This is a genomic window from Mycobacterium sp. NGS49, from assembly GCF_059812565.1.
Map to the genome: position 1 here is coordinate 265,530 of NZ_JCALCX010000001.1, position 24,184 is coordinate 289,713.

At 63.1% G+C, this 24,184-nt stretch carries 16 protein-coding genes and 2 pseudogenes; 8 read left to right on the forward strand and 10 right to left on the reverse strand.

The features are described 5' to 3' along the window. Window positions 1-79 precede the first annotated feature (79 nt). The 3 genes from htpG to AC5Y7D_RS01255 all read right to left on the reverse strand — a co-directional run bounded on the left by htpG (window position 80) and on the right by AC5Y7D_RS01255 (window position 4,775). Entirely contained in the window at window positions 80-2,005 is a 1,926-nt protein-coding gene (gene htpG / locus AC5Y7D_RS01245; protein WP_499920729.1) for a molecular chaperone HtpG, read from the reverse strand. A 708-nt stretch (window positions 2,006-2,713) separates the two neighbouring features. Next, window positions 2,714-3,082, reverse strand: a complete 369-nt coding sequence (locus tag AC5Y7D_RS01250; protein WP_499920731.1) for a haloacid dehalogenase-like hydrolase — start codon at window positions 3,080-3,082, stop codon at window positions 2,714-2,716. Between the two features lie 199 nt (window positions 3,083-3,281). Continuing rightward, window positions 3,282-4,775 (reverse strand): arylsulfatase, encoded by a 1,494-nt coding sequence (locus tag AC5Y7D_RS01255; protein ID WP_499920733.1) that lies wholly within the window; start codon window positions 4,773-4,775, stop codon window positions 3,282-3,284. A gap of 111 nt (window positions 4,776-4,886) precedes the next feature. Here AC5Y7D_RS01255 and AC5Y7D_RS01260 point away from each other — a divergent pair, with 111 nt between their 5' ends. Continuing rightward, window positions 4,887-8,417: a type 2 lanthipeptide synthetase LanM family protein gene (locus tag AC5Y7D_RS01260; protein ID WP_499920735.1), complete on the forward strand. Its 3,531-nt coding sequence runs from the start codon at window positions 4,887-4,889 to the stop codon at window positions 8,415-8,417. Window positions 8,418-8,426: 9 nt separating this feature from the next. On the opposite strand, the gene AC5Y7D_RS01265 is transcribed toward AC5Y7D_RS01260, so the two are convergent. The 4 genes from AC5Y7D_RS01265 to AC5Y7D_RS01280 form a co-directional block, all read right to left on the reverse strand. Beyond that, window positions 8,427-8,570: a hypothetical protein gene (locus AC5Y7D_RS01265; protein ID WP_499920737.1), complete on the reverse strand. Its 144-nt coding sequence runs from the start codon at window positions 8,568-8,570 to the stop codon at window positions 8,427-8,429. 311 nt (window positions 8,571-8,881) lie between these two features. Next, on the reverse strand, window positions 8,882-10,792 hold the full coding sequence (locus AC5Y7D_RS01270) for an ABC transporter ATP-binding protein (protein ID WP_499920739.1): 1,911 nt from the start codon (window positions 10,790-10,792) through the stop codon (window positions 8,882-8,884). Then, window positions 10,789-12,534, reverse strand: a complete 1,746-nt coding sequence (locus AC5Y7D_RS01275) for an ABC transporter ATP-binding protein (RefSeq protein ID WP_499920741.1) — start codon at window positions 12,532-12,534, stop codon at window positions 10,789-10,791. Before AC5Y7D_RS01275 ends, AC5Y7D_RS01270 begins: the two co-directional genes overlap by 4 nt. A gap of 56 nt (window positions 12,535-12,590) precedes the next feature. Next, the gene (locus tag AC5Y7D_RS01280; RefSeq protein ID WP_499920743.1) at window positions 12,591-15,806 is read right to left on the reverse strand and encodes a type 2 lanthipeptide synthetase LanM family protein; all 3,216 of its coding nucleotides are present in this window, start codon (window positions 15,804-15,806) and stop codon (window positions 12,591-12,593) included. Window positions 15,807-15,958: 152 nt separating this feature from the next. Between AC5Y7D_RS01280 and AC5Y7D_RS01285 the strand changes: the two genes are divergently transcribed. From AC5Y7D_RS01285 to AC5Y7D_RS01305, 5 genes and pseudogenes are all read left to right on the forward strand, one after another. Then, complete coding sequence (locus AC5Y7D_RS01285; protein ID WP_499920745.1) at window positions 15,959-16,276, forward strand: hypothetical protein; 318 nt, start codon at window positions 15,959-15,961, stop codon at window positions 16,274-16,276. A gap of 86 nt (window positions 16,277-16,362) precedes the next feature. After that, window positions 16,363-16,584: a hypothetical protein gene (locus tag AC5Y7D_RS01290; RefSeq protein ID WP_499920747.1), complete on the forward strand. Its 222-nt coding sequence runs from the start codon at window positions 16,363-16,365 to the stop codon at window positions 16,582-16,584. Window positions 16,585-16,725: 141 nt separating this feature from the next. Beyond that, window positions 16,726-17,640 (forward strand): MvdC/MvdD family ATP grasp protein, encoded by a 915-nt coding sequence (locus tag AC5Y7D_RS01295; RefSeq protein ID WP_499920749.1) that lies wholly within the window; start codon window positions 16,726-16,728, stop codon window positions 17,638-17,640. Window positions 17,641-17,963: 323 nt separating this feature from the next. Next, window positions 17,964-18,185 (forward strand): annotated as a pseudogene (locus AC5Y7D_RS01300) (glyceraldehyde 3-phosphate dehydrogenase NAD-binding domain-containing protein); the annotation flags it as partial. Between the two features lie 2 nt (window positions 18,186-18,187). Further along, window positions 18,188-18,988, forward strand: a pseudogene (locus tag AC5Y7D_RS01305) (HAD-IIA family hydrolase); the annotation flags it as partial. On the opposite strand, the gene AC5Y7D_RS01310 reads toward AC5Y7D_RS01305, so the two are convergent. Continuing rightward, a complete protein-coding gene (locus AC5Y7D_RS01310; RefSeq protein ID WP_499920751.1) occupies window positions 18,957-19,343 on the reverse strand; it encodes a hypothetical protein in 387 nt (128 codons plus the stop codon). The pseudogene AC5Y7D_RS01305 and the gene AC5Y7D_RS01310 sit on opposite strands and share 32 nt — an antisense overlap. Before the next feature lie 147 nt (window positions 19,344-19,490). Between AC5Y7D_RS01310 and AC5Y7D_RS01315 the strand changes: the two genes are divergently transcribed. After that, window positions 19,491-20,564 (forward strand): class 1 fructose-bisphosphatase, encoded by a 1,074-nt coding sequence (locus AC5Y7D_RS01315; RefSeq protein WP_499920753.1) that lies wholly within the window; start codon window positions 19,491-19,493, stop codon window positions 20,562-20,564. Window positions 20,565-20,584: 20 nt separating this feature from the next. Beyond that, window positions 20,585-21,466 carry a phosphoribulokinase gene (locus tag AC5Y7D_RS01320; protein ID WP_499920755.1) on the forward strand — a complete coding sequence of 294 codons (882 nt, stop codon included), beginning with the start codon at window positions 20,585-20,587 and terminating at the stop codon, window positions 21,464-21,466. A gap of 53 nt (window positions 21,467-21,519) precedes the next feature. Here AC5Y7D_RS01320 and AC5Y7D_RS01325 read toward each other — a convergent pair whose 3' ends face one another. After that, on the reverse strand, window positions 21,520-22,527 hold the full coding sequence (locus AC5Y7D_RS01325) for an aldo/keto reductase (RefSeq protein WP_499920757.1): 1,008 nt from the start codon (window positions 22,525-22,527) through the stop codon (window positions 21,520-21,522). Beyond that, a complete protein-coding gene (locus AC5Y7D_RS01330; RefSeq protein WP_499920759.1) occupies window positions 22,528-24,093 on the reverse strand; it encodes a GMC oxidoreductase in 1,566 nt (521 codons plus the stop codon). It lies immediately after the preceding gene. Between the last annotated feature and the right edge of the window lie 91 nt (window positions 24,094-24,184).

Here is a 24,184-nt window from a genome sequence, read left to right on the forward strand (position 1 = left end):
CCGCGACACTGAAGCTACGTACACGACACGCCGCGGCCAGTGTGCGCAGCTGCAATGTGGACGGGCGTGCTCGCAGCGCCTACACGGTCTGCGCCAGCCGGTCAGCCAGCAACTCGGCGAAGCGCGCCGGATCCTCCAGGGCCCCGCCCTCCGCCAGCAGCGCTGTGCCGTAGAGCAATTCGGCCGTCTCCGCGACTGCGGTGTCGTCCGGCCGGTCGGTGTGAGCGGCGCGCAGTTTGGTGACCAATGGATGAGTCGGATTGAGCTCCAAGGTCCGTTTGCCGATCGGGACGTCCTGTCCGGACGCCTGGTAAAGCCGTGCGAGCGCCGGCGTGATGCCGAAGGCATCGGTGATCAGGCAAGCCGGCGAGTCGGTCAACCGGGTGGACAACCGCACTTCCTTGACGTGCTCGCTCAGGGTCTCCTTCAGCCAGGTCAGCAGGTCGGCGAACTCTTTCTGCTGCTCCTCGCGTTCGGCGGCCGACGTCTCCTCGTCCGAAGCCAGATCCACCTCGCCCTTGGCCACCGACTGCAGCTGCTTGCCGTCGAACTCGTTGACCACACCCACCCACACCTCGTCCACCGGGTCGGTGAGCAGTAGCACCTCGTAGCCTTTGGCCTTGAAGGCTTCCAGGTGCGGCGATTTCTCCAGAAGCTGACGCGAGGCCCCGGTGGCATAGAAGATCTGCGTCTGGCCCTCCTTCATCCGCTCGACATACTGGGCCAGCGTCGTGGGCTCCTCAGCGCTGTGCGTGGAGGCGAACGACGAGATGGACAGCAGAGTCTCCTGGTTTTCGAAGTCCGACATCAGGCCCTCCTTGAGGACCTTGCCGAACTGGGTCCAGAAGGTGCGGTAGTCATCCGGTCGCTGTGACTGGATGTCCTTGATGGTGGACAACACCTTCTTGGTCAACCGGCGCCGGATCGCGTTGATCTGCCGGTCCTTCTGCAGGATCTCGCGGGACACGTTGAGCGACAGGTCTTGTGCGTCGACGACACCCTTGACGAAGCGCAGGTACACCGGCATCAGCTCTTCGCAGTCCGCCATGATGAAAACGCGCTTGACGTAGAGCTGCACCCCGATCTTGGCGTCCTGGTTGAACAGGTCGAAGGGCGCCTGCGAGGGCAGGAACAACAACGCCTGGTATTCGAAGGTGCCCTCGGCCTTCATCGCGATGACCTCGAGCGGGTCGTCCCAGGCGTGCGCGATGTGCTTGTAGAACTCCTTGTACTCCTCCTCGGAGACCTCCTCTTTGGGCCTGGCCCACAGGGCCTTCATCGAGTTGAGCGTCTCGGTCTCGATGGTGACGGTCTCTTCGCCGCCTTCCTCGGCCGGCGGGGTCCGCTTCTCCACCTCCATGCGGATCGGCCAGGCGATGAAGTCCGAATACTGCTTGACCAGGCTCCTGAGCTTCCACTCCGAGGTGTAGTCGTACAGCTCGTCCTCGGCGTCCTCGGGCTTGAGGTGCAGGGTGACGCAGGTGCCCTGCGGCGCACCTTCGACGGCTTCGATGGTGTAGGTGCCCTCGCCGCTGGACTCCCATTTGGTGGCTTCGCTCTCGCCGGCCTTGCGGGTCAACAGTTCGACCTTGTCGGCCACCATGAACGATGAGTAGAAGCCGATGCCGAACTGGCCGATGAGTTCCTCGGATGCCTGGGCATTCTTGGCTTCCTTGAGTTGCTTGCGCAGCTCTGCCGTGCCCGACTTGGCCAGCGTGCCAATCAGGTCCACCACCTCGGCGCGGGTCATGCCGATGCCGTTGTCGCGGATCGTGAGGGTTCGGGCTCCTTTGTCCGTCTCGAGCTCGATGTGCAGATCGGAGGTGTCCACATCGAGCTCTTTGTTGCGCAGCGCCTCGATCCGCAACTTGTCCAGCGCGTCGGAGGCGTTGGAGATCAGCTCCCGCAGGAACGAGTCCTTGTTGGAGTAGACCGAATGGACCATCAAATCCAGCAGTTGGCGGGCCTCTGCCTGGAATTCCAGCTGCTCGACCTGCGCGTTCATGAGATTCCTCCTGCGACGTACTCGGCGACTACTAGGGCAATCGGTCCTGAATGTAGCGAGACGCTGATCGCGCGCGCTGCGGGGGTCATCCACCGGGGCACGGTTGGGCAAGCCGTCGGAGTGGATTGGGCAGGGCCGGCCACCGACAGCGAAACCATCCGACGTCGCTGAGCGGCCGAGGACCGCGGGGGCAGCGGGATTGTCCTGACACCGGGAACGTCGGCTAGGGCCGTAATCCGCGCGCAACCGTGCCAAAAGACCCTGCCCGAGAGGCCGGCAGGGAGCGCACGCTGGCCTGGGAGAACTGCTCCGACCGGAGGGATGTGGACTCATGAGTCGTGCAACTCGCGTCCTCTTGACCGTGGCCGTAGCCGCGCTGGTGTGCGTTACCCCGGCGGCCGCCGCACCGATACCCGCGGCGTGCGGAACAAAAGATTGCAACGCGCAATGCGCCGGCCTGCAGGGCCGGAATTGGCAACGCTGCATGGATGATTGTCATCGGACGGGCGGGCAGTGAAATCGTAGAAGACTTCCCCAGACTGCGCCGTGCCGTGGGCGCTGTGCCGGCACGCCGAGGAAGCGCGCCGGTTTGAACTGATGCGGTGCGATAGACCGAAGGCCGCAGACGCGTGTGTCGCAGGCAAAGTCGGCGGGCGATCGTTGTGTGGGCTGGATCACCGGCGGGCCCTGACCGTCACGGCTGACGTCTTAGCCGATAAGGGTGCCCACCACCAATTCGGCGGGCACACCGTAGAGGTCGTCGCTGATCGCCCGGACGAACTCGGTGCCGCCGCCAGTGACGATCCCGACCGTGAAGTCGCGGCGACGCAGCGCGGCGATGAGTTCCAGCATCGGCTGATAGGTCACCGAGCGCGTCGGCCGGCCCAACGTCCGGTGTGTCGCACCGCGCATGAATTCCCTTGCCTCGGTGGCGAATTTCTCCGGAGTCATACCCTCGAACAGGGCGGCAAGCGCGAGCGCGATGCGTTCCAGCCCGATCCCCGCGACGGCCGCCTGATCACCGCTGAGCAGGTCGGCGAACTCCGCACGCTCGCCGACCGACGGGTCCTGGGCCACGCGTCTGCGCAGCGCGTCGAGGAAAAGTCGAACTGCACATCACTCGGCCGCTCGCACCACAGCGTGCCGTCGTTGTCGAAGGTGGCGACCCGGTGGCGACCGGCACGTCCTCGACCGCCGCCAAGAAGGCCACCAGTGCGTCCCGTGTGCCGCCGGGACGCCAGGACGGCAAAGGGTCGTTGCGCTCCATCACAGTCGCTCAGCTGCTGCGGGTGGTCGCGTCCTGCAACTTGGCCATCACCTGATCCATGCTGAAGCTCGCAGACTTCTGCCGCTGCGGGAACTCGACCAACGTCTCCAGCATCTTCGCGACGTACGCCTGCGCCGGCACGAACAGGAAGATGTGGTCCAACATCCAGTCGTAGTAGGTGTTCGACGTGATGTCGGCCCGCTCGTAGGGATCCGTCCGCAGGTTGAACAGCTTGGGCACGCGCAGCTCAACATAGGGCTCCGCCCAGATCGCCAGAGTTCCCGTGCAGCGCTGCTCGAGGAAGACGAACTTCCAGTTGTCGAACCGCATTGCGGTCAGGTCGCCGTCGTCGGAGACGTAGAAGAAGTGCTTGCGCGGGCTCTCGTCCGTCCGGCCAGTGATGTACGCCAACTGGTCATGCCCGTCGAGGTGCACCTTGTAGGTGGTGCCGTTCAGGTCAGTGCCCGCGCGCAACCGCTCGGCGATGTCGGGCGCACCTGCCATCGACAGGAGCGTGACGAACCAGTCGGCGTGACTGACGATTCCGTTCAACACCGACCCGGCCGGGATGTGTCCCGGCCAGCGCACCATCGCCGGAACACGGTACGCACCTTCCCAATTGGAGTTCTTCTCGTTGCGAAATGGGGTCATGCCGGCATCAGGCCAGCTGTTCATGTGGGGACCGTTGTCGGTGGAGTACATGACGATCGTGTCCTCCGCGATGCCCAGCTCGTCCAGCAGATCCAGCATGCTGCCGACTGTGTCATCATGATCCAACATCGTGTCGTGGTAGCGCGACTGCCACCGTCCCGCCCGGCCCACGCTTCCGGGCTCTGTGTGGGTGCGGAAATGCATGTGCGTGGTGTTGAACCATACGAAGAACGGTGCTTCGGCCTGGTGCTGGCGCTTGATGAAATCGACTGCGGCGTCGCGAAATTCGCCGTCGCAGGTTTCCATCCGCTTCTTCGTGAGCGGGCCGGTGTCCTCGATGCGCTGGGTGCCGTCGCCGTTGGCCCAGGTATGCAGCACTCCGCGCGGGCCGAACTTCTTGCGGAACTCCGGATCCGTTGGGTAGTCCGGTAGTTCGGGTTCCTCTTCGGCGTTGAGGTGATACAGGTTGCCGAAGAACTCGTCGAAGCCGTGCATCGTCGGCAGGTGTTCGTCGCGGTCGCCCAGGTGGTTCTTGCCGAACTGGCCAGTGGCGTAGCCCTGCGCCTTGAGCGCGGTGGCGATCGTCGGGTCCTGCGCCTGCAGGCCCAGCGGCGCCCCCGGCAGACCTACCTTGGTCAGGCCGGTGCGGTACGGGTTCTGGCCGGTGATGAACGCCGCCCGTCCGGCGGTGCAGCTCTGCTCGGCGTAATAGTCGGTGAACAACACCCCTTCGGCGGCGATGCGGTCGATGTTAGGGGTCCGGTAGCCCATCAGCCCGTTGCTGTAGCAACTGAGATTGCTCTGCCCGATGTCGTCGCCCCAGATGATCAGAACATTCGGCTTATCGCTCACCGGTTGGCCTTTCGTGGTCGAAGCCCCTATGGCTAGCACGCCGGCCGACTGAGACTGGTGCCTGGTAGGCACCTATGGCTGATCGTAGACCTCGCGGGCCGGAAGGGGTTATTGCAAGAGAGCGACGCGTCTTGTCGATCACCGGCCCGAGCGGTACCGCCGGTCTACGGGCCGATGCATTGTGCTACTGGCCTTGGTTCCCAGCTTAATTCGGCGCTCAGGTCGCTGACCTGTTCGCCCGGGAGCCGGCCCGGATCGAGGCCGCGCACGATCCGGCCGCGTTGCCGCGGGGACTGTCGATGCGCTCGGTCAGCCCGAACTCGAACGGTTCCACGGCTGTTCGAGTGGCTGATCACGACCGGCCCGACATCTATACTGGCGTTCCTCCCGGACGGTTACAGCCCGCGGACTGCCGGACCGAAGGAAGAGCGGTTGAACGCCTCATCAGAGCGCTTCGTAATGCGCGCCGCAACCATCGATGAACTCCTCAGCGAGGAGTTCGAGTCGCTACCGGGCCAGAAGGCCGACACCGATTTGGCCGCGCGACGTCTGGCGGCGTGGTGCCGTTCGTGCGCCAGCGGCGACTGGGCCCAGTTCGGCCGGCGCCTGCACCGCGACGGCTGGGACTTCGCCGGCGTGCTGGAAAGATTTGCCACAGTTCGGCGCAAGCCCTCGGCGCCGTGGCCGGTGTGGGCCGACGACGCCGTATGGATCACTACGGCTTTGGGTGCCCGGCCCAGTGCGTCAGCACAATCCATCGCCGATCCCGAACCGTGCGCTTTCGAACACCTCTTGACGCCGGTCGTCGAACAGGCGGAGGCCAGGCTGTGGTCGACCATCGACGCACGAGCCGCTGCCCACCTCGATGACTCAGCGCGCACCGAGCTGCGCCGATCGCTGTTGAAACAGCTGTCCGACCTGTGCACACCAGCGCTGTATGGGCTCCTTCACGCCGCCCGCAAAGCCGCCGGCGACGACGCGACCAGCGCCGAGGGCGCGACGGCCACGCTCTACATGCAGTTCGTGGACGACATGAGGACCGATGGCTTCGGGCGTCTCTTCGAGGCCAAGCCGGTCCTGCTGCGGCTGCTCGCCACCATCACTCGGCAGTGGATCGATGTCACGCGTGAGCTCGTGAACCGTCTCGACGCCGACCTGCCCGCGATCCGCCGCGATCTGCTCGATTCTGCAGTCGAACACAGGGTGACGAGCGTCGCGGGTGACTTGTCCGATCCGCACAACTGCGGCCATTCCGTGCGGATTCTCGAGTTCGAGGACGGCGCGCGGGTCGTCTACAAGCCAAAGGACCTGAGGGTCGATGTCGCGCTGCATGCTCTGATCGATCGGCTCAACAACGCCGAGCCGCCGATTGAGTTGAGGGCGGTGTGCGCGCTGTCGCGCGCCGACTACGGCTGGAGCGAATTCATCGACCATGCGGCCTGCACCGACGTGCAGGACTTCGAGCGCTACTTCCGCCGGGCCGGCGCGTGGCTGGCGCTCTTCTACTGCTTCGCTGCCAGCGATATGCATCAGGAGAACATCATCGCGTCCGGCGGACATCCTGTACCCATCGACGTCGAAACGATTCTCGAAGCAGAAGTGGAGGAGCCCGACGACGAGGTCCCGGAGAACGAGGCATCTCGCGCGGCCATGAGGATCATCGCCAATTCGGCGATGATGGCGGCGCTGCTCCCGTCCTACGAGCGCTCCCCGGGAAACAGGGTCTTCACGATCGGCGGGATGATGTCGGACTGGAACGTCAAGACGGGGATCCGGTGGATCGACATCAATACCGACCGCATGCAACCCGAGAGATCCTCCGAGCTCGACAAGACGACGCCGAACCTGCCCTATGTCGCCAACCATTACGCCAAGTTCGTCGACCATCTCGATGCCTTCGTCGCCGGTTTCGAGGCCTACGCGAAGTTCCTGGTCCGGTGGAACGCAGAGACGACGGGAAGCGGGCTTTTCGACGGGTTCGCCGGACTGCCGGTCCGCAAGGTCCCCCGCTCCACGAGGTTCTATTACCTGCTGCTGGAGCGCCTCAAGGATCACCGCACCATGGACGATGGCGTGTTGTGGTCCGCACAGGCAGACTTCGTCGCCCGGTTGTCGGATTGGAACCTCGACGCCGACTCCCGATGGCCGTTGGCTCGTGCGGAGCGATCGGCGCTGGTGGTGTTGAACGTGCCTTACTTCGTCGCACCCACCGACGGCACCGATGTCAGCGACGGCACTGGTGTGTCGATTCATGTCACGGGCAAGTCAGGCCTCGAACGCGCGTCGGACCGCGTACTCAACCTGGACGAGCAGGAACTCGACTGGCAGCTCACCGTCATCCAGCAGAACATGCAATCGTTTGCAGCAGAAGCTAATCCACCGCCGCCAGTCACGCTGGACCTCGCGGGCGCAGACTCGCCCGCCGTGCCGACGAACGAGTTCTTCCTCGACGAGGCAGACAGGATCGCTGCCGAGCTGTCGCAGTACGCCATTCGCCGCGGACCCGCCGCGGCGTGGATCGGGCTGGACTGGGTCGGCGATACCGACGCCTACCAACTCGTCTGCCTGAGCCCGAGTCTCTACAACGGCCATTCCGGCGTCGCCCTGTACCTCGCTGCCCACGCCGCCGTTACGGGGTGCACGCCTTCCGGCGAGCTCGCGTTGGCTGCGGTCGCGCATCTTCGCCACGAGCTGCGTAGCCGCAACGCCGCCAAGATGGCTCGATTGATGGGCATCGGTGGCGGCGTCGGTTTGGGATCCATCATTTACGCGCTGGCAGTGATGTCGAATCTGCTGGGGGACAAAGACCTGCTGGCCGACGCTCATGTTGCGGCGGCGCTGATCACGAACGATGTGATTGCGGCTGACCGGCAGTTGGACCTGATGGGCGGCAGCGCCGGTGCCATCCTCGGGCTTCTCCGGCTGTACCGCGACACCGCATCCGATGACGTGCTCGCGCTGGCGACGCGCTGCGGCGATCACTTGCTGCGCCAGCCGCGGGTGGGATCAGACGGGCGCCGCACGTGGGTGGGGGAAGGCATTGATCCACAAGGACTCAACGGCATGTCGCACGGGGCGGCGGGTTATGCCTACGCGTTGGCCTCATTGTCGGAAGCTACCGGGCGTGCGGACTTCTCCGGCGCGGCGTCGGAGTGCATTGCCTACGAGAACTTCACCTTCGACCCGCAGCGACACAACTGGCCGGACCTGCGTGCAGAGAGCGAACGGCATTGGCGGTCGCAGTGGTGCCATGGGGCCCCGGGTATCGGCCTGGCGCGCGTCGCCATGGCGAGGTTGGACCGAGCCGACACCGCGCTACTGACAGCCGACATCCGCAACGCCGTCGTCGGCGTGGAAAGCGGGTGGGAGAGCCAAATTGAGGACACGCTGTGCTGTGGCGTCATGAGCAGTGTGGAATTTCTCAGTGAAGCCGGTGATGCGATGGGGCGGCCCGATTTACGTGGACTGGCATCACGCCGGCTCGCCCAGGTCATATCGGCAGCGGCGCTGCGCGGCGATTATCGGTGGAGCGCCGGACCGGGACGGTTCAATCCGGGATTGTTCAAGGGCTTGGCAGGAATTGGCTACACGGCGTTACGGCGGGTAGACAATTCTCTTCCCGACGTCTTGCTCTGGCAGTAGCCCTTTGGGTCAGCCGCAGAGATATCTGGTATTGATCTCTGTCGTCGAGCAGGAACCCAGGGAACACTGGCAACCGGTGGTCGCGAGACCGTTGGTTCCCGCCAGGTTTTCGAGGTCCTCGTCCGAAACGTGGTAGACGAACACGTCATCCATCGCTTCAATCCTCTCGTTATATGTGCAATCGAGTTACACTTTCCTGCAACGCACGAGTCACTACTAGGGTCATTGGTCATCGATCGGAATGCCCCCACGGCAGTCACACCGCTGAGCAGGCCCAGAACGGGATATTGGACCCGGTCGCGCGATTCCGCGCCAATTCCGTGGGCTCGCCATTATTGCGCCGCGACATATTCCGACTTCGCGTCCGTCTCCTGCGATGCGATTATCGGCTCCCGGGGCTGACTTTCGTACCACCCGCCTGCTTGTCGGCTGCGTAGGCGCCGGCAGGCGCGCACCGGTTCGGTTCAGACCTGCGTCATCGAATAATAGGCACCCCGCATCGCCAACAGCTCGGCGTGGTTGCCACGTTCGATGATCCTGCCAGCCTGCATCACAAGGATCATGTCCGCGTCGCGGATCGTCGAAAGCCGGTGCGCGATAACAAAAGTCGTACGCCCGCGACGCAGCTCGCGCATCGCTTGCCGAATCAGCACCTCGGTGCGGGTGTCGACCGAACTCGTGGCCTCGTCGAGGACCAGCAGTTGCGGACCGGCTAGGAATGCCCGGGCGATCGTGATCAGCTGCTTCTGGCCAACACTGATGTTGTCACCGTCGTCGCCCACCCGCGTGTCGTAGCCATCGGGCAGGATATCGACGAAGCGGTCCACGCAGGCCGCCTCCGCGGCGGCGATAACGTCGTCGCGACTCGCTCCTGGGCAACCGTAGCCGATGTTCTCCGCTATGGTGCCGCCGAACAGCCAGGTGTCCTGCAGCACCATCCCGATCCGCGACCGCAGTGAGTGCCGGCTCATGGTGGCGATGTCCACGCCGTCGATCAGAATCCGACCCGAATCAACTTCGTAGAAACGCATCAGCAGATTCACCAACGTGGTCTTGCCCGACCCGTTACGCCCGACGATCGCGACAGTGCTCCCCGGTTCGGCGACCAGCGAGAGGTCCTTGAGCACGGGGACGCCGGGTAGGTAGCCGAAATTCACGTGCTGGAACTCCACCCGCCCACTGGGTACCGATTCGACGACCGGCGGCAGTGTCAACACGCGGTCCGGTTCCTGCTCGGGGGCATCCAGCAGGTCGAAGACGCGCTCGGCACTTGCCACTCCCGACTGGGCGACGTTATACATCGCGGCGATCTGGACGATCGGTTGATTGAATTGGCGCACATACTGAATGAAGGCCTGAATGCTGCCCAGCGTGATATGTCCCGACGCCACCTGCAGACCACCCACCACCGCCACTGCGACGTAATTGAGGTTTCCGATGAACTCGGTCGCCGGCGATATCAAACCGGAGAGGAAGTTGGCGCCGAAACTGTTTCGGTAGACCTGGGCGTTGAGATCTCGGAACTGCTCCCGCGCTCGCGCGCGCTGACCGAACGTCTTGACCAATGCCAATCCGCTGTAAGTCTCCTCGACGTGTGCGTTGAGTTGCCCGATGAGAGCCCACTGCTCCACGAACAGCCGCCGTGCGCGCGGCGCGATCACCCGGACGAGCAATAGGGACAGCGGCAGGGCGAGGAGCGTGATCAGGGTCAGCAGTGGCGAAATCGAAAGCATCATCGCGAACACCGCCACAAACGACAGCAGTGAGGTCAGTATCGGGTTGATCGTCATCCAAAGCGATGTCTCAATGTTGTCGATGTCGTTGGTGATTCGACTCAACAACTCACCGCGCTGATGTCCGTCGAAATAGGACAGCGGCAGCCGGTGCAACTTGTCTTCCACGTCGGCACGCAGTGCGAGAATCGTGCGCTGCACGATGACATTCAGTAAGCGGGCCTTAGCCCAAACCAGCAGCGCGGCAGACAAATACACCAGCAGCGCGATCATCAACGTCCGCGCCACCGCGCCGAAGTTGATGCCCTCGCCAGGTACCACGTCCATCCCCGATACCAGATCGGCGAACCCGTCATCGCCGCGCGCGCGTAGAACCTCGATCGCCTCTTCCTTGGTGATCCCGGGAGGCAGCTGTCTACCGATCACGCCGTTGAACAACAGGTCAGTGGCGTGGCCAAGGACGCGTGGGCCGACCACCGCGAACGCGATCCCGCCGACCGATAGCGCGATCACCGCGGCCAACAACCGCGCCTGCGGCGCGAGGCGCTGCGCGAGCCGTACCGCCGAACGCCAGAATTCAGGGGAACTCTCGCTGGATTCCTCAAGTCTCCCGTGGCCGCGGACCCGCGCTGGACCAGTCATTGCCAACCCACCACATCGGTGCCCAATGACTGCAAGTCGGTGAGCTCGGCATAGGCAGGGCAGCTCTCGAGAAGCGCCTCATGGGTACCGACGCCTACCACTTCGCCCTTGTCGAGGACCACGATCTGGTCAACCGCAGCCACCGTCGAAATGCGCTGCGCCACAATGATCACCGTCGAGTCTGGCGCTACCTCACGCAATGAGTCGCGCACCCGCGCGTCGGTGTGCACGTCAAGTGCCGAGAATGCGTCGTCGAACAGATAGATGGCTGGGCGGTTGATCACCGCACGCGCGATCGCCAGCATCTGCCGCTGGCCACCCGACAAATTGATGCCACCCTGGGATATCGGCATCTGCAAGCCGTCTGCGTCCTCGCGAACGAAGTCATCGGCTGCGGCCACCCGCAACGCTTCCCATATCTCGGCGTCGCTGGCACCTGGCCTACCGAAGCGCAGATTGTCGGCCACGGTGCCGGAGAACAGGTAACCACGTTGGGGTACCAGGCCGATCGCCGACCATAGCTGCTCGGTCTCGTAATCGCGAACGTCGATTCCGTCCACGAACACCGCGCCGCTGTTCACGTCGTAAAACCGGCAGATCAGCGATACCAATGTGGACTTACCTGAACCGCTGCCACCGATGATCGCTGTCACAGTCCCGGGCGACGCGGTGAACGAAACATTCTGCAGCGCTGGGTGGTCGGCACCCGGATAGCGAAACGTCACCTTGTCGAGCTGCAGGATGCCCTCGATGCCGTGTGCCGGTCGCTTGTAGTCTTGCGGACTGGTGATCGCGGGGTTCATAGACAGCACTTCACTGATGCGCCCGGCGCATACCGACGCGCGAGGCAACAGCTCGAGGAAGACTGTCGCCATCATCACTGCCGTCAAGATCTGCAGGAAGTACGACAAGAACGCGATCAACGAACCGACCTGCATTTGGCCCGTGCCGATGCGCCGGCCGCCAAACCAGACCAGCGCGACGCTGGACAGGTTGATCACCATCATGGTGACCGGCGCCAGCAGAACTTGCCACCGGCCCACCGTCAGCGCAGTCATGAACACGGTGCGGTTGGCCTTCGCGAACCGCTCTACCTCGAAGCGCTCTCGAGCGAACGCGCGGATAACCCTGATGCCCGAGAGCTGTTCTCGCATAACACGATTGATGTCATCGATCAGTTTCTGCAGGCTGCGGAACAGTGGCAGCAATCGGGACACGATCGGGTAGATTGTCACTACCATCACCGGGACACTGACGAGCAATAACCCGGACAGGCCGACATCCTGGCGAATCGACATGAAGACGCCACCGACACACATGATCGGCGCGGAGATCAGCACGGTGCTGGTCACCTGCACCACCACCTCGATGTGCTGCACGTCGTTGGTCGTGCGCGTCAGCAGTGATGGTGTTCCGACGCACGACGTGTCCTGCGCCGAGAGGCCGGTGACGTGATCGAACATCGCGGACCGCAGATCCTGGCCGAATCCGATACTGGCGCGTGACCCGCAGTAGAGCGCCCCGACCGCGCACAGCACTTGCAGGCCGGTAACCAGGAGCATCACCCCACCGAGCCCTATGACCGTGTGGGTGTCCCCCTTGGCGACGCCGTCGTCGATGATCGACGCGTTGATGGTCGGCAAGTACAGGGATGCGAGCGTGCTGATCAGCTGCAGCCCCGCGACCACCGCTATCAGCCATCGATATGGCCGCACATACTGTCGCAGCACTTCCGCCAGCATCGGGCTACTGTCGCACAACTTGTGATGGCGCCGCAGGAGGACCATCACGGTGGCAGCTACGGCGGATTGTGTGCGTGCGGCACGCTAGGCGATACCGACCCCACATCACCCAAAGCCAATATCGACGGGTGCCGTTCCGGCCATCCTGCCCGAAGCAGGCCGTACCCGATGCCGGCGAGGCCCATCATCAGGCCCGGCATCTCCACCGTCGGTGGTCCTCCGCAGCGCCATTGACCTTCGCGCCGCGCATCGACGAGTACCGCGTGGACGAGTCGGAGCGCCTGGTCTCGCAGAGCCGGCCGGTTCAGCCGCTCGGCCGCCAAATGGAACAGTTCGATGTTCCCCAGATCTCCGTGGCACAGGCAATGACTTTTGCTGAAGCCGAGCGCGGCGGTACTGCGCAGAGCGGCATCGATCTCACCAAGCATTTCGTAATCGCCTCCGCACCCGGTTGAGAGTATCCGCGCGATCCCGATGCCGGGGGCGCCATGACACCATGCCGAGCGCGGTGCGGATTGCTGACTCGGACCATCGTGTGATCGGGGGGAGTCGCCCGGATCAGCCCAATACCCAAGCCGCGGATCCCAGTGCGCCCGTCCGAACTTCACGGCGCTTTGCGCGGTGTCCCAATACCGTTGATCCCCCGTCTCGGCGGCAAGTTCCAGCAGCGTCCAGGCGATGCCGGCGGCGCCGTGGGCGAACCCCAGAAGCGGTGGCTTGCCGCGGGCCCGACGGCCCCAACCAGTACCTTGCGGCGTTCGAATGCTGTGGGCGAGGAGGTGGTCTCCGGCACATCGGGCCACGTCCAGCGCCTGATCGGATACGCCGTGCCGGTGCAGGAGCAGCAGGACGGGTATACACCCGGCCGCTCCATTCACGACATCGAGTTTCCGGTCCTCGGCCACCTGGGCCTGCAGTGACGGGAGCACCCTCAGGCAACGGCGCAAGAGGCTGCTGTCACCCCAAAGCCGAGCAAGGTGAAACGCCGCGTACAGCATCGACGAGGTTCCTGAGTAGGCGCCGATCTCCGCCGTCGCAGCGCGCCCCAACAGTTCTCGCCGCACGCCGACGAACGCCCGACGAGCCACCCGCTCGTAGCGCCTGTCCCCGGTCTTCTCAGCGAGGAACGCAAGGAACAGCGCTATCCCGGCCGCACCTGAATAGAGGCTGTAACCCAGTGGACCGAACACGAAACGATCGCTGGCGCGCTCCACCACGCCAACCCAATTCGCCTCCTGCGCATCGGACACCCGAAGCTCGATGAGACGATCACCGATCTCCGTGGCAGCTTCAAGCAATGCCTCCGGCGAGGCCGGCCCGAGATCCTCATCAAACGCGCGTGCTTCGCTCAACTCCTTTCTGCGGGAGCTTGCTGCGGACGCGAGAGTCGTTCGAATGCAGTACTTTTGCAGCGCCAGATCCTCGGGGTTCAAGCGCTTGAGCCTGAGGAGCACGCGAGTCATCCCGGTTGAGGCAAAGAAGTTGTCGAAACGCCTCCCGCGGCTGTCATACAAGTGCGCCTGACCGACTTTCGAGGTGAAAATAGGAACGTCGCCGTTCCACAGGTCAGTCTGCTCGCTCGGGACGAGCTCCTGCAGACAAGGAACGGCGCGGGTATCGGTCCACAGTGAATCGAAAAGGAAGTCGCGCTCGGCAGCGTCCCGTAGGCAGTCCGGATGTGTGCTGTCGGTCAATAGCGCCGTGTAACGACTCGTACCGCGTGTCATATACCGCACGTCGTCGTTCGCAAACGCCAGCACCGGACCTGCCTCGCTCATGAGTTCACTCCTGTGGTGGACGGCGATCTCGTAGGCCTGCTGGAATCCCGAAACGAGGGCTTCGACATGGGCAGTCGGCCGGACACTGCGTCCTTTGAACTTCGGGAGGTTGCGTGCCTCGGGGAGCACTCCCCGACCTCGGGCCACGCGCATGTTGTCCGTTCCGTACCCATCCCAGGTGGGTCCGAGAAAAGGGGTGCGTTGCCCGTTGACGCTTGCTATGCCACTGACATCGACCCGCCCCACAGGGCCCTCGATGAAGACGGGAAGGAGGGCAGTCCGGTTCACGATCTCCGAATACGGTGACGTGTCGTCCGCCGAGGAGTGCGTGCGATTCACGCCTCGCGGCACGTTCTGAAAGAAGGTTTCGATGTCGACCAGCACCGGCTGCCCTCCATCGGCAACCAGGTTCTCGCGGTGGAAGTCAGTGCCGTCGAGAAGATATGCGATGAAGAGAAGCAGACCGTGCCTGGCGAAGAAGTCATCGATCTCGCGCGCGTTCAGGCAGGCCCGATACGGGACGAACTCGACCCAGCCGTACGGGCCGCGCGGAAGAACCTCCAAAGTTCTTGCGGCAGGATCAAATCCCTTGGCCGCAAACCACGCGACGAGCTCTTGGAAGTGACGGTTGCATGCCTGGTCTCTCGGCTTGTAGATGATCTGAAAACCCGAAGCAAAGGCCATCAGCAGGACCATCTCGCCGCGGTGGGTGTCCGCCAGCCCGGCGTCCACGCCGACGAGGCAGTCCACGCCAGACGCATGCCCAAAAGTCGCGGCGATTGACGCCCAGTCCCGGACCAGCCGCGCCAGGGCGGACTTCCACGCATCGAGTGTTTGGAACGTGATCGTGGCCATCAACCGTCCCAGGACCGGGAACTCCTCAACGAGCAGTGCACTGAGTCGATCATTCGTGAGCCGGGTATCAACGAATGAGGAGAACCGTTCCTGCGCAGTCGATCCGGTGAGTTCCCCCGACAACTTCGTCACATGCATTTTGAGAACGAGAGTCCGGGCCGACACGCGCTCGAGGTGTTGGGTGAGATGGGCGGCGAACTGGGCTCGCACCAGGGATTCGTCAATATGAGGGTTGTCGGCCTCCGGGCCAAGGGAACACAGGAACTGACTCACCCTCTGGTCAGCCCAGCGAAGAAAAGGCATCGCCGCCGCCGTCAGTCCCGCACCGGGTACTCCCGGCACGGGTCCTTGGGAATCGGACTGCAGCGCTTCGGATAAGACGCAAGCCCAACGTGCTGACTCGAACGCCGCCGCCCCCTCCGGCTTGGCCGCGATCAGCTGTAGAAGTTCGTCGCGACTGATTCCGAGCGCCCGGATACGCCGCTGGAGTGGCCCGCGGTGATTTTCTCCATAAGCCTTCTCCCAGTAGGCAAAGATGTGCCGTGCGTCCCCGAGTTCGTGGCGAGAATGCGGAAGGGTGATTTGTCCGGCGCGCGCTGCCTGGATACGTTCGGGCAGATTCAGGGCCTTGATGCTCATTTGCACAGCAGAACGGAGACCTCTCTGGCTGGCCGAAGTACGGTCAGCCGGTGACCAAAGACTCTATTATCGCCTGAACGAACGAGCCAGCATTAATCGCGATGCACCGACTCGACTAATCGCGATGCACCCACTCGGACTCGGAGGGTTACGTGGAGAGCAATCTGCAAACGCTGGTGTTGGTCGAGTCCTGGACAGATCCGCGATTTCGGTCCTTGCTGGAGGAATCCCCCGCGCTGGCCGTGGCACAGGTGGCAGAGAAACACGGGCTTCCCGTGCCGAAAGGGCTGAAATTCAAGGTGGTCCACGACCGGCCTGACCTCTGCCATATTGTCCTCAGCGAGAGCCCGGCCGGTGCCGCTCCACCCGCGGGCGGTGTTGTCGGCGGTTCGGCCGTCGAGCTTCGTGACAGTACGGACTCCAACCTGTCCCTGGTCAGTTGTTGTTGCACCACCTATATCGGCTGCTGACACCGATTGCACCGAGACTCGCGCACCTCGGAATGCGCGACAGATTCTGATAAGCAAGCGATTTCCCGGAAAGGAAAACATACAAAATGATTACCGAACAGTCCTCGCGGTCCAAGATCCGTCCGGGCGATCTGGTTGCCCGTAAGCCTGACGAAGCGTTCCTGTGGCGACAGGAAATGGGAAACTGCGGCTACGACTACTCAAGTCAGACCCGGCATTGGGATGACAGCGAAGTCATGCGCACCATGATCATGAGCACGGGGTCCCCCAGTAGCAGCACCATGTTCGACGGCGAGTCAGAAGAATAATCGCCAACCCACCGAGCAAACCTGGGCGCGGTACCTGCGCTCGGGTTTGCGTTACCTTGTGGACCTGCGAGTGCGAGGGGTAGGTAGGGCGATTTGAGCTCCGGATCCTGCACACTGCTGATCACCAATTCCATCGACTTTGTGGCTGATCTGCTCGTCAAAAACCTCGGTTCGGAGAACGTATTTCGGTTCAACACCGATCTGTGGCAGGACTACAAACTGCTGGTTTCGGACACGGAAATCGAGATCGAGGATCCCGTCGGTCGGCATGTGACCGAAGCCGACATCGTGAAGGTATATCGGCGTAGTTCCATGCGCGCCTCCACCATCTTTCCCTCGTTGCAGCTGACCGATGCCCAGCGTTACGCCGAGGAAGAGGTCTGGATGGCGCTGAGTGACATGCTCAACATCTTCTGGGCTCAGGGCAAGGTGGTGCTCAATCAGCCCCTGGCTACCATGCGTTCCGGCAAGCTGCATCAGATGCGGCTCGCCGCAGAGTATTTCGACGTCACCCCGTTCCGTTTCATTCTGGGCGACGAAAAATATCTTCGGCCGGGCGTCGAGTCGGTGGTCAAGAGCTTCACATTCAGATACTCCGACGGAATTGGCCTGTACGCAAAGAAGGTTCGCGAAGAAGACTTGGATGTCTCCTACCCCTGGTTTGTCACCGACTACGTCGATGCTCTTGAAGACGTGACGGTGGCATTCGTGCGTGATCAGCTGTTCGCGTTCTCGCTGGACCGCGAAGCGTTCCTTGCCGACACCATTGACTGGCGGAAGGCCCCCTCCCAGCATGCCCATCGCGGCTGGAAACCCGTGAGCCTGCCGGCGGAACTAGAGAAGGGGATCTTCGACTTCTCGGCCGAGGTCGGCATTCATTACGCCCGCTTCGACTTCCTCAAGCGGGAGTCGGATTACACGTTTCTGGAGGCCAACTACTCCGGCGAGTGGGGCTGGCTCGATCCAGACAATGAGAACGGCCTGATGGCCAAGATCCTTTGGGAAATCGACCCGCGGACACCACTGACCGGTTGTCCGCAACCGCGCTGGCGTTAGACGGCTTGAATCAGTAGCAGCCGATCCGGAGTTGGCAGGGCGGTTCCGGCCGCGATCTCCATAGCCGGGGCCAGGCACCGCTGGACGATCCCACGGCGCCGTCGGTGGCCGGGACGTCGTGGCGATTCGTGGAGGTCGTGGGCGCAGCCATTCCAGCGACGGTCGGCGTGGACCGGTACCGCTCGTGGTTACGGCGCATGATGATCGAGAACTGCTTTCGCTGAGCTTCTCCCCCGTTCGGGGGGTGTGGGCCGGCGCACTCGACCATATGGTCGGCGCATCGATCACCCCCTGAGGAGCGACACGTGACGGTCTGAGTTGGCATCAACGGCTTTGGTCGGATCGGACGTAGCTTCTACCGGGCCCTGTTGGCTCAACAGGACTCGGGTTTCGAGGTCGTCGCCATCAACGACATCACCGAGACGGAGACATTGGCGCATCTGCTGAAGTTCGACTCGATCCTGGGCCGGCTGCCCTATGAGGTGAGCCTCGAGGGCGCGGGCACCATTGTGGTGGGCCCGGCCAAGATCAAGGCGCCGGCGCTCTGATGGCATCGCTGGCAACCCTGCACGACTGCCTGCTGCTGGATCTCGACGGCACACTGTTCCGGGGTTCGCGACCGGTACCCGGCGCCGCTGAAGCGCTGTCCGCAATTTCCTGTCGCACAATGTTTCTCACCAACAACGCATCGCGCAGCGCTGCGGAGGTCGCACAGCACCTGCGCGAGTTGGGATTCGATGCAGACCCCGGCGACGTCATCACCAGCGGTAAGTGCGCGGCGCAGCTGATGGCCACCGAATTATCCCCTGGCGCGCCAGTATTGATTATCGGCTCGCAGGCTTTGGCCGCCGAGGTGACCACAGTTGGTTTGCGCCCGGTACGGCGGTGGGCCGACAGCCCGGTCGCGGTGGTGCAGGGGTTCTCCCCCGAAATCTGCTGGAGTGACCTCGCCGAGGCGGCACTGGCAATCGGCGCGGGAATACCCTGGGTGGCAACCAATCCAGATCTCACGCTGCCGTCCGAGCGCGGGCTGGTGCCCGGCAACGGGTCGATGGTGGCGGCACTGGGCGCGGCTACCGGCCGCAGACCGCGGGTAGTCGGCAAGCCCCATGCGCCGATCTTCCGCAACGCGCTGTCCCGCGGCGACTTTCACCGACCGTTGGTGGTCGGCGACCGGCTGGACACCGACATCGCCGGTGCCAACTCCGCCGGCCTGCCCAGCCTGCTGGTGCTCAGCGGAGTGACTACGGCGGCCGAGGCCTCAGCCGCACCACCAGAGCAGCGGCCGACCTTTGTCGCGCCGGACCTCAGCGGAATCAACGCCGACAGCGACTCGTTGCGGGCCGCAGTTCCTTCATCAATCGGTTGACGGCGTCGGCCAATGGCATCGGCGCGCGCCCGGGTCCCACGGTCGCATCCGCCTTCGACATCAGGGCCAACCACGCGTCGGCGGCCCGAGCCACCACCAGCAGGATGGGCGGGCAGTAGTTGAACCGGTCCTTGAGCTGTCGGGCGACATCCACGCCCCCGGCCGGTGTGGCCTCACCGTCGAGAATCACCACGTCGACGACGCCGGCGTTCAGGCGCGCGAACAGCACCGGGTAGGAAGCCACGAACTCGATATTCGCTGTGGCGTCCAGTGAATCGCCGACATACCGGCAGAAGGCGATGTCGTGGCTGTACACCAGGGCGCGCACCGTCATGCCGCGACAGTAGGACAGCGGCGGTGCCCGCAACAGGTGACACGCACGGATACCCCCACCGGACCACCCGACAGGGGGATGGACCGGCCGCGGCTGGATCAGAGCATGTTGCCCAGGTCTTCTGCTGCCCGTTGGAGGTAACCGCGCATGCTCACCCGCCACACCACACTGGTGAAGTTCCTCATCGAGGAAAGACGTCGCCACCCCGACGCCAGCGGCGAGCTGAACTCGCTGATCCTCGATGTCGCCCTGGCCTGCAAGGCCATCTCCACCCGGGTCGCCCAGGGGGAACTCGGTGACGTGCTGGGTGCCGCCGGCGTGGTGAACGTGCAGGGCGAAGTGCAACAGAAACTCGACGTGCTGGCCAACGACTACTTCCTGCGAGCCACCGAATGGGGCGGACAAGTGGCGGGAATGGCTTCCGAAGAGCTGGCCGAACCCTACCGGTTGCCGGCGCAGTACCCGCGCGGAAAATACCTGCTGATCTTCGACCCGCTCGACGGTTCTTCGAACATCGACGTGAACGTCTCGGTCGGCAGCATCTTTTCGATCCTGCGTGCTCCCGAGCCGGGCACCGACCCGGTAACCGAAGACTTCCTGCAGCCCGGCTCAGAGCAGGTGTGTGCGGGCTACGCGATCTACGGCCCGTCGACCATGCTGGTGCTCACGGTGGGCACCGGTGTGCACGCCTTTACGCTGGACCCGTCGCTCGGTGAATTCGTGCTGACCCGCGCAAACATCCAGATAGCCCGCTCCACCGGCGAATTCGCGATCAACGCCTCGAACCGGCGGTTCTGGGAACCGGCGGTGCAGCGTTACATCGACGAGTGCCTGGCAGGCCGAACGGGGCCGCGCGGCAGGGATTTCAATATGCGCTGGGTCGCGTCGCTGGTTGCGGAGACACATCGGATCCTCACCCGTGGCGGGGTGTTTCTCTACCCCCGGGATGCCAAGGACCCGGCCAAACCGGGCCGCCTGCGGTTACTGTACGAGGCCGGCCCGGTCGCCTTCCTCGTCGAGCAGGCCGGCGGCCGGGCCAGCACCGGCCGAAGCCGGCTGATGGATGTCGTCCCGGCCGACCTGCACCAGCGGGTGCCGCTGATCTTCGGGGCGGCCGACGAAGTCGAGCTGATCGAGGAGTACCACCGCCAGGACTACGTCCGGCCGTCCAGTTCGCCGCTGTACGGAGTCCGGGGGCTCTACCGGGTCGTGGCCGGCTGAGCGAAATCGAAAGAGGAACCATGTCACGCCTGCACCCGATCATCTCCGTCACCGGATCATCCGGGGCGGGAACCACTTCCGTGATGCGGACCTTCGACCAGATCTTCCGCAGGGAAGACGTCAGAGTGGCGTTCGTCGAGGGCGACAGCTTCCACCGGTATGATCGCGTGGCGATGAAGGCGGCGATCGCCGATGCCCACGCCCGCGGCGACCACTCGTTCAGCCACTTCGGACCGGAGGCCAACCTTTTCGAGGAGCTACAGGATCTCTTCGCCACGTACGGTGAAATCGGAACCGGCAAGGTCCGCCGATATCTCCACGACGAGAAGGAAGCCGAACCGTATGGACAACAACCCGGCACCTTCACGCCGTGGGAGGAAATCCCCCCAGACACCGACATGCTGTTCTACGAAGGCCTGCACGGCGCGATCGTCGCCGGTGCGGTCAATGTGGCCGCCCACGCGGACCTGCGGATCGGTGTGGTTCCGGTGATCAACCTGGAGTGGATTCAGAAGCTGCACCGCGACAAAGTGTCCCGCGGATACACCTCCGAGGCGGTGACCGACACCATCCTGCGACGGATGCCCGACTACGTGAATTACATGTGCACGCAGTTCTCACACACCGACGTCAACTTCCAGCGGGTGCCGGTGGTGGACACCTCCAACCCGTTCATCGCGAGGTCCATACCGACCGCCGACGAGTCGATGCTGATCATTCGCTTCCGCGACCCGCACGGCATCGACTTCCCCTATCTACTTGCCATGCTTCATGATTCGTTCATGTCACGGCCCAACACCATCGTGTGTCCCGGTGGCAAGATGGATTTGGCCATGCAATTGATCTTCACGCCGATGGTGCTGCGCCTGCTGGAGCGACGCAGGGCGAAATTGGCGGTTTGAGGAAATTCGGCGATGCCTTGCGGCACGGGTCGCATCTTCTGACTCGGCTTGGCTCAGTGTCGGGGGTTCGGCGGAGCTTGGCCACGACCCGTAGCGAGCCACTCGAGCGTTGCTTCATCGAGCTTCAGCGATAGTGCGGCCACATTTTCCGCGAACTTCTCGTACGTCCTGCAACCGACAACCGCAAACGGATGAAGCGGGTGGGACAGCACGTAAGCGAGAGCAATCTGCGCCACCTCGACCCGGTGCTCACGTGCCAACACCCTTGCTCGATCCAGCTTCCGGATGTTCTGTTCGCTCCCGAAGTATTTCGAACACCACCGGCTGATACGGTCGCCGCCCGGATTCTGCGGCTCGTAGTGATCCGAAAAGAAGCCGCGCGCCAGACTGGACCACGCGAAAACCGGCAGCCCGTGCGTCGAATACCATTCCCTGGCGGCACGCTGGCCGGAACCCCCAAGTGTGACTGCACCGGGCCACGGAGCGCGCGTCCAGTCGGCAAGACTGAATTGAACGCTGGACGCGCTGAACGGTTTCATGCTCCTGGCAGCAGCTATCGTGTTGGCGTCAGATATCCGCTCGTGCGCCCAGTTCGACGCGCCTATCGCACAGATCTTGCCTTCGTCGATGTGACGGTTGAGCCGTTCGATCAGAGGCTCGATGCGGGCGGTGGGGTGGTCGTAGTGCAGAAGATACAAGTCAATGAAATCGGTGCCGAGCGCGTTCAGGGAAGCGTGCAGGTCGCGAGTGACGTCAGAAGGTGAAAGCCGCGGGCGTCCCGACAGTAGTTCTGGATGACATCCCTTGCTGATCACCACGATCTTGTCTCGGTTCCGGCGTGCCCGGATCCATGCGCCCAGAGTCCGTTCACTGTCCCAATACAACCGCGCCGTGTCAAAAGAGTTGCATCCGATGTCAAAGCTACGATCCAAAAGCGAGAAAATCTGGTGTCCGCGGGCGCGATTTCGCGGAAGCGGCAGCAGCCGAGCCCGCAATCGATCGGCGCCAAAGACGACTCGGGAGACAGGTTTATCGATCCCGACAACCCTGCCGTACTCCATTTAGGCCACACGCTTCGCGTAGTCATCGAGAATGAATCGACACGCCCGAACGGTAAGAGCCATTATCGTGAGGGTGGGATTTTGGAATCCGGAGTGCACGAAGCAGGCGCCGTCGGTGACGAATACATTATCAGCATCCCAGCACTGACAGTAAGAGTTCACTACCGAGTTGTCCGGCTTGTCCCCCATGCGCGCGCCGCCGGTTTCGTGAATCGCCACTCCCGGACGGTAGGCCAAACCAGAGTGCAGAAAACGATTGAGAATCCTGTCAGTATGCAACCCGCCGGCCGCTGCAATCTCAGAAAGCGTCTGCCTCATGTGGGCAATCATATTCAGGTCGGCCTGAGAATAGCTGCACCCAATTCTGACCACGGGTATTCCCCACGCGTCTTTGACAGTAGAGTCAAGCGAAATATGATTTTCGTATCGGGGCCGCATTTCACCAAAGGCAGTCATCGACCACCTCGACCTGCCGCGACCGATCGATATCTGGATCCCGTAACCACCCGGAAAATTTCTCGATTCATTTTCGCAGAAGCTCGGAATGTAGACTCCGACATTTCCGAAGTCAAACCCATCCTCATTCAGACCTACTTCAATTTCTCCAGCAGGCACGTTGCCGACAAGCGTGGACACGACGTGGTCAGACAGATAGTGGCCGAGAACACCCGACGAGCCGCCGACACCTGCCGGATGCCTCGAGCACGCCGAGTTCTGGAGGATACGCACACTTTCGATCGTCGACGCGCAGAGCACGACAACCTTTCCATGAACGGCGTAGGTACGCCCCGATTGGCGCTCGACATATTCGACACCGGTCGCCCTACCCGACCGGTCGTCGATCAGTAAGCGGCTGACGATGGCGTCGGTGTGCACCTTCAGGCGGCCCGTTGCCAGCGCGAGCCTGACGGGCAGCGGAACCCTCTCTTTGTCATATCTGACTTTTCTGGCGTATGTCACACGAAGATCCGGCAGTTGTCTCTGGACTCTGGTCATGAAAATCTCTTCGACCGTCGTCGTCGGCGCGGGCCCGATGAATTTTCCGTCGGGACAATTTGGAATACCTGCAGGTTCTCCGTAGATGCCGAGCGCCTGTTCGACAATGTCATAGTAAGGCGCCACGTCTTCGTACGATAACGGCCAGTCGATGCCGTCTCCCCGGACGGTAGCTGCCTTGAACTCATAATTCGACATGCGCGGCGCGTGCCGGTACCAGGTGTGGAGGCGGCCACCAAGTTGTCGCCCCCTGAACCAGAGGAACGTATTGCCCGGCGTCGTCGTATAGGGGTTCTCCCGGTCGTTTACGTAAAACTGACTGGTCGTCTCGGAAAATGCTGCGGACCGCGCCTGAACGTGTTGACCCTGAATCGCCGATTTGAGGCGACACCCGATGCCCGCAAACTCCGGCTCTGCGCCGGCAGGAAAGTCACGCTCGATGTCCAGGGTTCTGCCGGCCTCGAGCAGGACCACCTGCAGGCCGCCTTCCGTCAACTCCTTGGCAGCCCACGAGCCAGCGGCGCCGGAGCCTACGACAATGGCGTCATACGTTGATTCACTTTGTCGCATGCGGGTGCCTCGCTCCGCCGCTGAGAGCGGCCGTTGCGCCAGTGACGATGAGACGCAGATTCCACCCGTTGGCGGCCCGAACTATGCGATG